Genomic DNA, 12,874 nt, shown 5'->3' on the forward strand with positions numbered 1-12,874 from the left:
TAGCCATCGGCGAGCACCGCTCCCGCCGAATGGGAAGGCGGTCAGCGTGTCGGCGCACGCCATTCGAAGCGGCCGGTGCCGTCTTCATCAGTCCACAGCGGGACGGCACGGCCGATGATCTGGTCGGTCGAGATCAAGCCGAAGTAGCGGCCGTCGAGGCTGTCGCGGACCTGCCAGTTCATGAGGAAGACTTCGCCAGTCTGGACCCGGCGGCAGCCTTGCCAGACGGGAAGATTGCGGCCTGCGCGATCGCGCTCCAGTGCCGCACCGACCTCCACACCATCGACGGTGATAGTGAGGTTCGAACGGCAAACGGTCTGTCCGGAGACGGCGAGGATGCGCTTCATCAGCGGCACGCCCTTGGGCAGATAGCCGCGCTCGGCGAGGAAGGTCGCGAGCGGCTCGGGCGCGTCGACTGCAACGAGATCGGTGATGTCGAATGGCCCGTCGAAGTCGATCGAATAGAGGCCGATCGGCGCGCTCGCTGAAGCGTTCCAGATCAGCTTGATCGGCATCGGCGTAAGGCCGGGATAGCCAACGCCAAGCGCTGCGAGCGTCGTCACGAGGAGAAGCACAGCGCGGCTCACGGCTCGGCCCTCCGGCGTGCCAAGAACGCGCGATGATGGTCGAGCGTGTAGGTGCGCGGCTCCTGTCCGGCGGTCAGCCGGTTGTGGACGTGACGCCAATGATCGGGCGAGACCGCTTCGGGATCGATGCCGATGTGCTCGATGGCGTCGATCGCCTGCAGCACGCGCTCGACCCTGGGCCAGCTCTCGATCTTCAGCAGGATGTCGCCGCCAGGACGGACGAACGGCAGTGTCTGGTAGGCCTCGCCGTGCGCAACCGAGCACACGACGTCGATGCGCGAGATGATCGTGCCGAAGTCGTTCGAGGCCCAGCGGACGAAGGCGAAGACGGCGCCAGGGCGGAAGGATAGGACGCGCCGTCGACGGTCGAGAATCTGTTCGTGGGCGTGCGAACCGAAGCGGATCCAGTTCTCGATTTTCTTCTCGACCCACGTCAGCTCGACATGGGTGAGATTGTCCTGCGGAAGCGCGCTTGGCGTCGGGCCGCCGCGCACGCGGGGGGCCGCGGCGCCGGTCATGAAGGGTCTCCTTCAATCGGTGGGAATTCCCGCGCGAGCAGATCGCGCAGCATGTCGGCGACGGTGACGCCGCGCCGGAAGGCGGCGATCTTGATCCGTCCGCGCAGGTCGGGCGTGACGTCGATGGTCATGCGGGCGGTGAAGGCTTCACCGTCCGCCGCGCGCGCCGCGGGGGCATCGGCGGCCTTGATCCAGGCGTCAGGATTGCTCGGGCGCGCCGCGAAGCCGCGCCGTTGGGATCGCTCGCTCATGGCGCGATCCTTTCGATCTCGGTGACGAGCGCCGCGATCTCGCGCGCGGCGGGTCCGTTGTCGTCGATCTCGAAGGCGAGCCGGCCCGATTGCGCGGCGTCGGCGTAGATGACGCGCTGTCCGATCGCCGTGCGCAGCACTGGCGGATCGTGATCGGCGAGCGTCTCGGCCGTCTCGCGGGCGATCACGGTGCGAGCACCGCAGCGATTGAGGATGAAGCGGGCGCGCAGCTCCGGCCGATAGATGCGCGCCTCCGACAGGAGCGCCAGCATCTCGGCGGATGCCCAGCCGTCGAGCGGCGACGGCTGGACTGGGATCAACACCAGGTCGGCGGCGAGCAGCGCCGAGCGCATCAGCCCGGCGACACGCGGCGGCCCGTCGATCACCACATGATCGACATCGCGCGCCAGCTCGGGCGCCTCACGATGGAGCGTGTCGCGCGCCAGGCCGACGACGCCGAACAGGCGCGGCGCGTGCTCGCGGGCGCGTTGCTGCGACCAGTCGAGCGCCGAGCCCTGGGGATCGGCATCGACCAGCGTGACACGCTTTCCCTTACCGGCCCATTCGCCGGCGAGATGCAGCGCTAGCGTCGTCTTGCCGACGCCGCCCTTCTGATTGAGGAGGGCCACGATCATTGGCGGCCTCCCGAGCGTGGGCCGAAGGGAAGCCGCGGAGCGTCGGAGGCCCCGTTTCTCGCTGTGTCGGTGTTGGTGAGAGCGGTGCTGCTTGTGCGCCGTTTGCCAGCGGCGCTGAGCGCGTTCGCGGCCTGCCGGACGAGGTTTTCCACCTGGCGCGCGCGCTCTTCAAAGTTAGATTCTCTGTTAGATTCTAAGTTAGGGGCGCGATTTTCGGTTTTGCTGTCGTGGGTTAGGCCGTATTTCGGTTCCCGTTGGCACGAGGGGCCGGTTCCTGATGGCACGCGCTTTCGGGTTCCCGATGGCACGAAGCCTTTCACAGCTTTTCCACAGGGCGGCGTCCGCTCGAAAGCGAGCAACGTCCGGCCGCCGGCCTCGATCTCTAGGAACAGCGTATAGCCGGGCAGCGGCTGGCGACGGATGATGTCGCGCAGCTCGAAGGCGAACCGTTTGAACGGCGAGAGCGCACCGGATTTCTGATGGAGGTGGCGGAAGTCGAACCGCCAGCCATTGCGCTGGCGCCCGCCGTGCTTGCGCACCAGGCGGTAGAGCCAGCGATCGAGTCCGCCCGTGAGATCGAAATAGGCCCGGTCGATCGTCAGCACGAGCGCATCGTCGAGAACGGCCTGATAGAACCAGTCGGGCACGATCATCTCGATCCCGTTCGGCTTGCCGTTGCGGTTGGTGCGCTCCTTCCACTCGTTGATCCACGAGAAGCGATGACGCCGGCTCTCGGCGGGCTGGCGGATCGAGGTGCAGACCGTCGTGGATTGCAGGCGGTCGAGCGCCGCCTTCAGGCGCTGATAGTCGCGCAAGGACGTGCCGCGTCCGATGAATTTGAGGATTTCATAGGGGGTCGCGACCATCAGGCGTGAGGTGCGCAAGCCTGCGTCACGCGCCTCGACGATCTGGCTCGCCGCCCAGATCAGGATGTCGGCGTCCCAGATGGTCGCCATGCCGTGATCGGGCACGGCTTCCACTCGGATCGACACATCACCGGCGGCGAAGTCGATCGGCGCGACGCGGTGGGATTTGGAGAGGGAGAAAAACGGATAGGCCATGAGATCCTGTGCGTCTCGGGCTGCGAACTCACCGGGGAGCGCACGGAACAGATCGAGCTGCCCGCACTCCGAGAGGGATTGGTGTCGCGCCGCCATTCGGGAATCCGGGGGCGGTCAGCGCGCGTATCGTCCGGCATGTGCCGGTGGCGAAGGCGTATGGCGCTTGGCCGGAAGCACGCTGCCGCGCGGATCGGAGGTGGAGGTGACGGCGCCGCGCTCGGCCCAGGCCTCGAGATCGTCGACCGCATAGACGACGCGGCCGCCGAGCTTGCGATAGGCCGGACCTGTTCCGTAGGTCCGATGCTTTTCCAGGGTGCGGGCCGACAGGCTGAGGAATTCGGCGGCTTCCTTGGTGCGCAGGTAGCGCGGCGGGAGAACGGCGAGATCAGGTCGCATGGGAGGGCCTCCGTGGGTTCGTTGGGGCCGCCGGGAAGCGGCGGGTAACGAAGGCCACGTTGGCGAAGCAGGACCGGCGAGATGCAGGGCGAATTCAGGGGGGCCTAAATTCGCCCACCAAGAGTCGAAGCGAAGCCGGCTAGAATTGCCGGCGATGACGAAGCAGCGCGCGATACCCACCCACGATCATTGCGCGGGCATCCCGGAGCAGGGATTTGATGGCGTGGCGGGCGGAGGATGCCTGCCACTCGTCGCGGTCGAGCGGGCCAACACGAAATACGATCTGCGCGATCTCCTGCTGCGTGGCTCCAGCGCGATGACCGTCGAACGCTTGCAGCATCCGGCACAGTCGCGCGCGCTGCTGCCGCGTCAGGCGGGTGTCGGGAGGTATGGCACGGCCGTGGAGAGCGGCGAGCAAGCGGGCGACGGATTCGAGCCGGTCGAAGCCCTCCAGGCCGAGCGGGATGAAGGCGCCGAGAGGTTTGGCGGGTCGTGTGGCGGAGGGATGAACAAGCCCTACGCGCTGGCCATTGCCGAGATCGAAAACCAGATAGGTCTCGCCGCCGGTGTCGACGCTGACGGCGGCGTCGATCGTCGGTTGCGGGTCAGCGCGTGCGGACGGAATATCGGGAGGCGCGCCAAGAACGATGGCGCTTGTGTCTTTCTGGGGAAGCCAGATCACTCGCGCTTCGGGTGGTGCCTGCATCGGGTCCACCGGGAAATCGCAACCCCCAGCGCTGCCCGATTTCGTCGGTCAGCGCGTGCGGTTCGTCTTTGCTGGCGGCCAGTGCCTGAAAATCGCTGTCATAGGATTCGTTGCGACGCAGCCATTCCCACGCGATGTCGGACGCGGTCATGTCCGCGACATGCGCATAGCGTACCGAGGAGCGCCAGCCGGAAGCATCTGGTGTCATCGCGATCCTCCCTTCGTTCTTGAACTTGTGGGAGAATCAGGATTCCCGGCTGGGTTGTTCTGCGGAAGTCACGGAGCCGGCAAAGGGTGGTGCCGAAACGGCATCGCGGTGATCACTGCGCCGAGCGCACCAACTCGCGATAGCCGTGCTCGGTCATCCACTGCGCGCGGGCGAGATGCGTGTCATGGACCTGGCGGCACCGTTGCGGCTCACGCTCCGGATCGAGGCCAAAGAGTACCTGGACGGCTTCGCGCCAGTCGGCGCCATCGCGCGAGGAGTCGAGCAGGCGCAGATAGAGGACCATATGCTCGCGGTCATAGGCCGTAAGCGTTTGGCTGATCGGTGGCGCGTCCAGAAACGGCGGCATCGCGTGTCCCATGAGGCGACTATATTCGCGTGGAAAGCATTCGTTAACACATGCGCCTGGTTATCTTGTGACAAAGGGCGATGGACGATGTCCGCCACGCGACAGGAGGGTCGCTAGCGCTTTGCTGGTCGATCATCCCGCTCATGGAGCAACAGCACCCCTTCGCCCTTGTCGGTGGAGAGCAGGACGATGCCGGCTGCCTCGAATGCCCTGCGGACCTGATCGCGTGTCGATTCGTACACCTCCATTCCATTCTCGGATTCGAGGCGCTTGAGCGCGGTCAGCGATGTGCGGGCCTTGTCAGCGAGCGTCTCCTGTGTCCACCCCAGCAACGCGCGCGCGGCCCGTGATTGTCGGGCGGTGATCATGCATGATCACCTCCCACCGACGCGAACGCACTTGCCAGAACTACGACTATAATAGTCGTTCTTGGGGTTCTGAGCGAGGAAAATCGCCGTTAGACGGCTGGCGCACGCAAATCGGGCAGTAGGACTGATTCGGGCGCGTCATTCGCCGTTGCGGCGGCTTGGTCGGGGTCAGATGAGCAAGTGTGTTTTGGGCTTCACCAATCCGAGCGGCCAAGCGAGCGCTCAGCCCGCACAGCACGACAGCTTGGTGACGTCCTTGCCAAACGCCAGCGCCGTGAGCTTCAGGCCCTCGACGGTGGTGAGATACGGAAAGATTGTGTCCGCGAGATCGTCGACGGTAAGCCCTTGCCGGATCGCGATCGTCGCGGTTTGGATGCTGTCTGCTCCTTCCGGCGCGAGGATATGCGCACCGAGCAGCCGGCCGCTGCCAGTGTCGGCAACGAGCTTGATGAGCCCGCGGGTGTCGCGGGCGGCGAGCGCGCGTGGCACCTGGTCGAGACCGACTATCGAGACGCAAACCGCATGTCCGGCGGCGCGCGCCGCGGTCTCGGTCAGCCCGACACTAGCCACCTGCGGATCGGTGAACACGATGGCCGGCATGGCGCTGTTGTCGTAGCGCAGGCTGTTACCGTTGAGGGCGTTCTTGGCCGCGAGCTTGGCTCCGTAGGCAGCCATGTAAACGAACTGGTCTCGTCCGGTGACGTCGCCGGCGGCATAGATGCCGGACCGGGTCGTGCGCATGCGGTCGTCAACAATGATGCCGCCTTTCGCCGAGATGGCGATGTCGTGCTCGGCGAGCCCAAGGCCTTCGATGTTAGGCGTGCGGCCGGTCGTGATCAGCACCCGATCGGCGTTGATCGCAATATCCTGACCGTTGCGCGTGGCGGTCAGGGAAACACCGTCCTCGGTCTTGCGGATCGCGCGGTAGGCAATACCTGAGACGACGGCGATCCTTTCCTCTTCAAAATACCCCGTGAGCGCCGCGCCGATCTCTGGCTCGGCCTCGGGGAGGAGACGGGATCGGCACACGAGCGTCACCTTGACGCCGGCGCGGGCAAACATCTGGGCGAGTTCCGCCCCGATATAGCCGCCACCGATGACGAGCAACGATCGCGGCAGCTCCTCGAGGTCGAGCGCGGTCGTGCTGGTCAGATAGGGCACAGTCTCGATCCCAGGGATAGCGGGCACCGCTGGCCGCGCGCCGGTCGCGATGATGATCTTGCCAACGGGAATGCGGGCGCCATTCACCTCTACGCCGCCGTTGACGAGTCGCGCGGCGCCCTCATGATACGCGATGCCGTTATAGGCCGGGAGCAGGTCGGCGTATTTGGCCTGGCGTAACTCAGCAACGAGCGCATCCTTCTGACGGACGGTGCCGCGCCAGTCGGTCAATTCGGCCTCGGCCGTGATGCCGGCGAATCGTGCCGCGACGCGCGCGTTGTGAAGCGTCTCGGCAGCGCGGATCAAGGTCTTCGACGGCACGCAACCGATATTGACGCAAGTGCCGCCGATGGTGCCGCTGCCGATGAGGGCCACCTGCGCACCTTGATCGACGGCGGCGATCGAGGCAGAAAAACCGGCCGAGCCGGCGCCGATGACCGCGAGATCGTAGGCGCCACCATTGCGACCGTTGGTGCGGAGCGGTCGGTCTGCCAACGAGGCGACCTTCGACGTCGAGCCGGTCGACGGCCGCGGCCTCATGCCGAGGCCAGCGAGGCTCGGCCCGAACAGTGCCCGGCCAGCCTCCAGCCCCTCCTCGATCGACAGCCGAAATCCGGGCTCGCCGGCGGAACGCTCACGGCGCCAGGCGGAGAGATGGTCGTCCGAGCAGAAGAAGGCCGTGGTCGCGCACAGCGAACTTGCGGCGCATCCGCCATCATAGCGGACGCTCTGCCACATGACGGTCGTCGCTGGCTCAATCTGGGCCAGCGCTCGCCCTTGGTTCCGCGTGGCGATGCGGATGGGCGTACCGCAATGGCGGCAGCGCGAGGCTATTGCGATGTCGCGATCGGTCATCGCGCCGATGCCAAGCGCGTCGACCGCGCACATCGCGTTAACGACGCGTCCGCCCAAGGTGACCTGATGGTCCGCATCCCGGTCGGTAAAGGGATAGGCGCCGACGATCCGATCGCCGTCGAGCACGACGAGATCACGACGGTGGAGCTCTTCGAGCTGCGGCTGAACGGCCGTCTCGCTCAGCCCCGCGCGCTTGGCAATCGCGCTTCGGGTCGGTGCTCGCCCTGCCTCGGCGTAGAGCATCAGCAGCGCAACACGAACTCGATCCACGAGACGGTCGCCGCCGTTCCAATGATCGGCGGCCCGGTTGGGTCCAGCCATGATCCGTAGAACATCGTTCATGGCCAGCAATGCGTCTTTGGCCCGGAGAGATGTGACCACCGACCAGTCCGGAAACGTCACACCGGGCCGCACGCGGTAACTCGGCAATGTCGCGGATGCGGAAGCGGTCACCTGGGACGAGGAGGATGCGCAGCAATCGTTCATGGCTTCACCCTTTCATTCGGAACCTTCATGTTGGCGGAGGCGGCTCTCGCCCGACGATGATGCATGCTCCACACGACAAGCCCGAGGCCCGCGATCATCAGAGGAAGCACCACAAGATCCGCACCTATCAGCCACGAGCCGAGCCCCGCCAACGGTAGGCCCACGGCGAGAAGTGGCGCCACGCAGCAGATCGCGGCGAGAATGGCGCCAGCCATGCCTGCGCGGACCAGGGCGCGGTCACTCATCTCAACTGCCCTTCTGTGTCGGATGGGCCGGATAGCCGGCATTCATGCTGGCAGCCGCAATGGCGTCCGGACTCGTCTTCGCATCATCGAAGGTCACGGTCGCGGTCCTGGCTTGAAACGAGACGGCCACCTTCGCAACGCCGGGGACCGCCGCCATCGAGCTCTTCACGATGTAGGGACATGAAGCGCAGGTCATATTGTCGACAGCGAACGTAACTGTTCGCTCGCCCGCGAAGGCGGCTGGAGCCGCCAGCACCGAGCTGACCAGGGCGAGCGTGCTCAAATACTTGTTCATGGGATCAGTCTCCTAGTGATGTCAGGCGCGAAGCAGTAGCGGGGCGACGTAATCGAAGGCAAAGGCGGCGATTACGAGCAGTGTCGCGATCCAAAGCGCGAGCTGCACGAGGCGGTTGGGAATGGGGCGTGCGCAGGCGGCATCCTCGGCACAAGCTCGCCGCGGCTTCCAATAAACGAGGTAGAAGCCGTAGCCGAGGATGCCAGCCGTTCCAGCGACGAAGAGCGGTTTGTAGGGCGCAAGCGCCGTCAGATTGCCGATCCAGGCGCCGCCGATGCCGAGGCTGAACAGGATGAGCGGCACGATGCAGCAAGAGGAGGCGGCGAGCGCGCCGAGGATGCCGCCGACGGCGATCAGACGTTGCCGTCCGACCTCGCCTCGTTCAGCGGCGGAGACGTCCGTTGCAAGCGGCGCTGCGCCTGCAGTTCCCGATCGCAACGTGACCATATCTAACCTCTCTTCACCTTGCCGAAATCCCAAGTATGCCGTAGCATGCGGTCTGTAGTAACTACAGGGTCAAGAGGGTATTTTGCGATGCGCGATCACGCCGTGGTGAAAGGCCTGCAGCGCGCCGAGCTCGCCGAGCGGACGGGCTGCAACCTGGAGACCGTCCGCTATTACGAGAAGGTCGGCCTTTTGCCTGAGCCGCCGCGCACGACCAGCGGCTATCGCAGCTACGACACCACACATGAGCGGCGCCTTCGCTTCATCTTGCGGGCGCGCGAGCTCGGCTTCTCTCTTGACGAAATCCGAGAGCTGCTACGCCTTGTCGACGAGCGCGACCAGCCCTGCTCCGAGGCGCGCGCTGTCGCCGCTACGCACCTTGACGACGTTCGCGCGAAGATCGCCGATCTGAAACGCATGGAGCGGGTGCTGAAGGATGTGGTTGCGCAATGCGCAGACGGGACGTTACCGGAATGCCCGCTGATCGAGACATTGTTCGGCGAAACCGCGAACGTTCGTAAAACAAATGCAAGTTCGGGCGGTGTTAAGCGCAACTAGTGTTGATCGGTGTCCGCCCCGAATACCCCATCTATAATAGTCGCTCTTGGCGCCCGTTGCGAGGGAAATCGGCGTCTCAGGGCTGGCGGTGCCCTCGCTGGGCGGCCAGAGTGATTCGCGCTAGCAGGGGAAAGGCCCCGGCCTGTTCGGCCGGGGCCTTGCTCGGGGCTCAGTCGCCGCGGCGGGTCGGGCGGGACCAGATCAGCGAGTGGGTGTCGCCATCCTCGTCGTCGAAGAGGTTGGCGTAGATGGGAGCGTTGAAGCTCGGATCGTCGAGCTTGAGGCCCAGATATTCGCGCCCTTCGTTGGAGCGCTTGGACCAGGCGGCGCCGATCTCCGCGCGACCGACCAGAACCCGATGGCTGGGGGCGTTTTCGCCGGTGGCGCGCTGGTCGGGGACGATGCGCACGCCCTTGGCCTGGACGCTGAGGGTGACGATTTCGCCGGTGAACTCGTTCGAGCCGGTCTTCTTGAAGGTGCCGATGGTCGCCATTGTAAGTCTCCGTTTCGTTTTCGGGACCGCTCCATTGCGGCCTCGATGGCGATCGACAGGCCGGAGGCGACCGACGCCGCATCGCTTGCGACCGGAGCAACGCGGAGGATGGCGCAGGTACGACTTTGTTGTTTCGCGAGGAATGACGGCCTTGGCCGGCAGGGGAAGAAAGTCGGGACGCGCCGTTGCGGCATAGGCGGTCGAGGCGCAGCCGTCCTTCGGTCAGATCAGGCCATTGAAGAGGCCGTATGGAGCGGTCTGGATATGATCAGGAACGACAGATCATGGCGCCCCGGTCGCAACCAGCAAGAGGCGCAAGTCGAAGATCTTCCGCAACTCGTCCTCCCCGCGCAAAGGCGAGGATCCAGCTTTCGTTTCGAGACGGGCCAGTGGAGATGATGGCCCTCGACTTCGTGTTGCACCGTTCCCGCGCACAAGGGCGCCGAGCAGAAATCCGGGCGCTCTTAAAGGGGGCGGTCGCATGGTGGCTTCAGTCAGATTCCGATGATACGGCTCCCTCTCCAACTGCACAACGCGGAGGGCTGAAGTCCCCGATCTGGTCGTACCGGCGACGCTCCCGTTGTGGTGTCAGGCTGATGCAACGCCCTGGCTGGACGGGCCGGTGCCTGCCATCCCAGCGACGCGCGCGAACGCGGTGACGCCGACCGCGACCGCACCGATGACGGAGAGCACGAGCTGCCAGGTCTCCGACGGCATGGTGTGTTTCACGATGCCATGCGTGGCGTGGAAGCCGGCGATCGCCGCGGGTGCGACAAATGCCAGCGCGATCAGTAGGCGCGCCCAGAGCGGGCGGACAATTCCGAGCAGGAGCTGCCCCGCGCCCAGCGTGAGGCCGGCGCCGAGCATGCCGACGAGGATCGCGCCGAGCCAGCCCGCGCCAGTGTCGTAGGCCCAAGAGCCGGCGGTCACGCCCGCGAAGAATGGCAGCGCGAAGACCGCGAGCGTGAACAGCAACCAGCACAAGATGCCGATGGCTGCGAAGGATAGGACGATGCCGAGGATAATCATGGTGGTGTCTCCGAAAGAACAAAATCTGACGGTCGCGCCTTCCACCACCACCACGGCGCACTCGGGAGCATAGCAAAAGCTATGCTCCAGCGGGAGCGGAAACCGCGGGGGTCTCCGCGTCGCCTGAAAGGGTGGCGCGCCGTCATGGCGCGAAGGGATCGACCTCGTGGATGATCTCCGAGACGTCGCCGTCGTATTCGCTGGCTGGCGAGACTGACAGGGTGCCGTCGCCGGCGCGGAAGATCACGATGGCGACCATCAAGGTGGCGGCGAGGCTGAAGGCGAAGGCATATGCGTCGGGGAAAGACATCGAACCGGCTCCTGTTTCGAGCGGAGGACCATCCCCCGCTGACAGGCGCCCGATGTGTTCGGCCGGTGGCCGCAATCACCGCGCGGGCGAAGCCGGCGCGGCGGCACGCTCTGCGTAGTCCGACCCCTTGCGGGTTGATGGCGTCAGGCCACCGGCTGGACCAAGGATCAGCGACATGAAGCGGGGGTGGTTCTTTCCGCCGTGGGGCTGGCGAGCACTGTTCCTCGACCGTATTGTCTTTATCGGCGTCTGTGCTGCACCGGTATTCGCCAACTGATCGATAAGAAGATGACGGCGGTCGGCATCCACCGCCCTTGCGTGGAGTATGACGTTTGAGATTTAGAGAGTTTGCGAGCCTCGTAACTTTGAGTGACGTTCTCGTTTCCGACGACGATGTTGGGTTCGAGCGACTGGACGAAGGCAAATGGGTGAAGGGGCGCTTCGACAGCAGCATTCGCATAGATCAGCCGACCCACGGTGTCGGGCAGACTCACGCGCATGTTTATGGGCGTAAGGGCGACGAAATCGGTGTCGTCAATTTCGACGGCTCCTCAAGTCATGGCACGAAATGCCGCTTGAGTGACGCCGATGCTGACGCTCTGCGAGAGCGTGGCTTTAAGATTAAGGCTGGCAATATCGTCGAGTGGATCGTGCTGCCCGATCAGCCCGAACTACCGTTCGGGTGATGGCGGCGCTTACGCGCCGCCGAACCTCCAGACCGGAATGCCGAGCTTCTTGGCCTTGTCGGCGAGGTTGTCGTTGATGCCGGTGCCGGGGAAGTGCAGCACGCCCTTCGGTACGATCTGCAACATCTCGTCGTTGCGCTTGAAGGGTGCGGCCCGGCCATGCTTCGTCCAGTCCGGTGCGAAGCCGATCTGCGGGACATTGCGATTCCTGGCCCAGAGGGAAGCGATCTTCTCGGCGCCCTTCGGCGACTTGCCGTGGATCAGCACCATGTCGGGGTGCTTTTCGTGGACCTGGTCGAGCTTGGCCCAGATCAGACGATGGTTGTCGAAATCGAGCCCCCCGGTGACGGCGATCTTGGGGCCGGGCGGCAGGAGCACTTCCTGCTCGGCACGCTTCTTCGCCATGATGAAGTCGCGGCTGTCGATCATCGCCGAGGTGAGGTTGCGATGATTGACCTTCGATCCGGACCGCGGGAGCCATGCTTTGCCGACCTGACGTTCGTAGTGCTCGGCGGCTTGGTCGCGCATCAGTTCGAAGGCGGTCTGGCGTTCGACCAGTGTCTTGCCCTCGGCGGTGAGGCGCTCAAGATCGACCGACTTCACCTCGCTGCCATCCTGTTCACGCTGGGAGCGTTTCTGGGCCTGCTCGTTGTCGTCGAGCTCGCGGTTGATCCGTTCGGCAGCGCGGTGGAAGACGTTGACGGTCGACCAGAGGAGATCGTCGAGGTCGGGTTCGAGGCGCGTGTCCTCCAGGGTCACGATCAGGGCGTCGAAGATGTCGGCGATCGCGCCTGCGACTGCGTTGCCGTCTGGCAGAAGCCGCTGATCGGGTTCGTCGGCGAAGGGCCGGTAGCCGTGGAGCTGCAATTCGTTGAGGACGTGGTCGGTCGGTGAGGATTCGTGGTGCGGTTCGTAGTCGTCGAGATCGCGCATCGGATGCTCCGTCGGATGGACCGCGACCGTCGCGGCCTTCATGGCGACGAAGCCCACCGGCGGGACGGCGCTGCACCCGGAGCGCGAGCGAGGGGCCGGAGCGTCAGCGGAGGATGGCGGAGGCCGGCTATTTTGTTTCGCGATGGAAAGCGGCCTCTTGGGGCCGCGCCGGAAAATAGTCGGCCGCAGCCATTGCCGGGCCGGCCCGCCTGTGGGCCGATCGCCCTCTCGAAGGCCGAGGCGCGGTCCTCTCCGATGCCCTGCATCTGTGTGAACACGGCG

The 12,874-nt window shown here is 65.2% G+C and carries 19 protein-coding genes; 2 read left to right on the forward strand and 17 right to left on the reverse strand.

Going from position 1 to position 12,874, the window contains the following annotated elements; genetic code table 11:
- Window positions 1-41 precede the first annotated feature (41 nt).
- The 13 genes from FHP25_RS25510 to FHP25_RS25575 form a co-directional block, all read right to left on the reverse strand.
- A complete protein-coding gene (locus tag FHP25_RS25510; protein ID WP_147849802.1) occupies window positions 42-587 on the reverse strand; it encodes a S26 family signal peptidase in 546 nt (181 codons plus the stop codon).
- Window positions 584-1,105 carry a DUF2840 domain-containing protein gene (locus FHP25_RS25515; protein ID WP_147849803.1) on the reverse strand — a complete coding sequence of 174 codons (522 nt, stop codon included), beginning with the start codon at window positions 1,103-1,105 and terminating at the stop codon, window positions 584-586. Before FHP25_RS25515 ends, FHP25_RS25510 begins: the two co-directional genes overlap by 4 nt.
- Window positions 1,102-1,356 (reverse strand): hypothetical protein, encoded by a 255-nt coding sequence (locus tag FHP25_RS25520; RefSeq protein ID WP_147849804.1) that lies wholly within the window; start codon window positions 1,354-1,356, stop codon window positions 1,102-1,104. The genes FHP25_RS25515 and FHP25_RS25520 overlap by 4 nt, the downstream gene beginning before the upstream one ends.
- Window positions 1,353-1,991 (reverse strand): ParA family partition ATPase, encoded by a 639-nt coding sequence (gene parA / locus FHP25_RS25525; RefSeq protein ID WP_147849805.1) that lies wholly within the window; start codon window positions 1,989-1,991, stop codon window positions 1,353-1,355. Before parA ends, FHP25_RS25520 begins: the two co-directional genes overlap by 4 nt.
- Window positions 1,988-3,148 carry a replication initiator protein A gene (locus FHP25_RS25530; protein ID WP_147849806.1) on the reverse strand — a complete coding sequence of 387 codons (1,161 nt, stop codon included), beginning with the start codon at window positions 3,146-3,148 and terminating at the stop codon, window positions 1,988-1,990. Before FHP25_RS25530 ends, parA begins: the two co-directional genes overlap by 4 nt.
- A gap of 18 nt (window positions 3,149-3,166) precedes the next feature.
- A complete protein-coding gene (locus FHP25_RS25535) occupies window positions 3,167-3,448 on the reverse strand; it encodes a helix-turn-helix transcriptional regulator (protein ID WP_147849807.1) in 282 nt (93 codons plus the stop codon).
- A gap of 139 nt (window positions 3,449-3,587) precedes the next feature.
- Window positions 3,588-4,130, reverse strand: a complete 543-nt coding sequence (locus FHP25_RS25540) for a DUF2285 domain-containing protein (protein ID WP_231712470.1) — start codon at window positions 4,128-4,130, stop codon at window positions 3,588-3,590.
- Window positions 4,054-4,362: a transcriptional regulator domain-containing protein gene (locus FHP25_RS25545; RefSeq protein WP_147849809.1), complete on the reverse strand. Its 309-nt coding sequence runs from the start codon at window positions 4,360-4,362 to the stop codon at window positions 4,054-4,056. Before FHP25_RS25545 ends, FHP25_RS25540 begins: the two co-directional genes overlap by 77 nt.
- Window positions 4,363-4,474: 112 nt before the next feature.
- Window positions 4,475-4,741 carry a DNA -binding domain-containing protein gene (locus tag FHP25_RS25550; protein ID WP_178133777.1) on the reverse strand — a complete coding sequence of 89 codons (267 nt, stop codon included), beginning with the start codon at window positions 4,739-4,741 and terminating at the stop codon, window positions 4,475-4,477.
- Window positions 4,742-4,842: 101 nt separating this feature from the next.
- Window positions 4,843-5,097, reverse strand: a complete 255-nt coding sequence (locus tag FHP25_RS25555; protein ID WP_147849811.1) for a helix-turn-helix domain-containing protein — start codon at window positions 5,095-5,097, stop codon at window positions 4,843-4,845.
- A gap of 222 nt (window positions 5,098-5,319) precedes the next feature.
- Window positions 5,320-7,599 (reverse strand): bifunctional organomercurial lyase/mercury(II) reductase MerBA, encoded by a 2,280-nt coding sequence (merBA, locus tag FHP25_RS25560; protein WP_147849812.1) that lies wholly within the window; start codon window positions 7,597-7,599, stop codon window positions 5,320-5,322.
- A 246-nt stretch (window positions 7,600-7,845) separates the two neighbouring features.
- Window positions 7,846-8,139, reverse strand: a complete 294-nt coding sequence (locus tag FHP25_RS25570) for a heavy-metal-associated domain-containing protein (protein ID WP_147849814.1) — start codon at window positions 8,137-8,139, stop codon at window positions 7,846-7,848.
- Between the two features lie 21 nt (window positions 8,140-8,160).
- Window positions 8,161-8,586, reverse strand: coding sequence for a mercuric transporter MerT family protein (locus FHP25_RS25575; protein WP_147849815.1), 426 nt, complete (start codon window positions 8,584-8,586; stop codon window positions 8,161-8,163).
- Window positions 8,587-8,673: 87 nt separating this feature from the next.
- On the opposite strand from FHP25_RS25575, the gene FHP25_RS25580 reads away from it, so the two are divergent.
- Window positions 8,674-9,141 (forward strand): MerR family transcriptional regulator, encoded by a 468-nt coding sequence (locus tag FHP25_RS25580; RefSeq protein ID WP_147849816.1) that lies wholly within the window; start codon window positions 8,674-8,676, stop codon window positions 9,139-9,141.
- 169 nt (window positions 9,142-9,310) lie between these two features.
- Here FHP25_RS25580 and FHP25_RS25585 read toward each other — a convergent pair whose 3' ends face one another.
- From FHP25_RS25585 to FHP25_RS40920, 3 genes are all read right to left on the reverse strand, one after another.
- Entirely contained in the window at window positions 9,311-9,634 is a 324-nt protein-coding gene (locus FHP25_RS25585; RefSeq protein ID WP_147849817.1) for a DUF736 domain-containing protein, read from the reverse strand.
- Between the two features lie 588 nt (window positions 9,635-10,222).
- On the reverse strand, window positions 10,223-10,663 hold the full coding sequence (locus FHP25_RS25590) for a hypothetical protein (protein ID WP_147849818.1): 441 nt from the start codon (window positions 10,661-10,663) through the stop codon (window positions 10,223-10,225).
- A 142-nt stretch (window positions 10,664-10,805) separates the two neighbouring features.
- Window positions 10,806-10,973: a hypothetical protein gene (locus FHP25_RS40920; RefSeq protein ID WP_178133778.1), complete on the reverse strand. Its 168-nt coding sequence runs from the start codon at window positions 10,971-10,973 to the stop codon at window positions 10,806-10,808.
- A gap of 365 nt (window positions 10,974-11,338) precedes the next feature.
- Between FHP25_RS40920 and FHP25_RS25595 the strand changes: the two genes are divergently transcribed.
- Window positions 11,339-11,659, forward strand: a complete 321-nt coding sequence (locus FHP25_RS25595) for a hypothetical protein (RefSeq protein WP_147849819.1) — start codon at window positions 11,339-11,341, stop codon at window positions 11,657-11,659.
- A 9-nt stretch (window positions 11,660-11,668) separates the two neighbouring features.
- Here FHP25_RS25595 and FHP25_RS25600 read toward each other — a convergent pair whose 3' ends face one another.
- Window positions 11,669-12,592 (reverse strand): DUF2493 domain-containing protein, encoded by a 924-nt coding sequence (locus tag FHP25_RS25600; RefSeq protein WP_147849882.1) that lies wholly within the window; start codon window positions 12,590-12,592, stop codon window positions 11,669-11,671.
- Window positions 12,593-12,874 lie beyond the last annotated feature (282 nt).

Source organism: Vineibacter terrae, assembly GCF_008039615.1.
GTDB classification, from domain to species: Bacteria; Pseudomonadota; Alphaproteobacteria; order Reyranellales; family Reyranellaceae; genus Vineibacter; species Vineibacter terrae.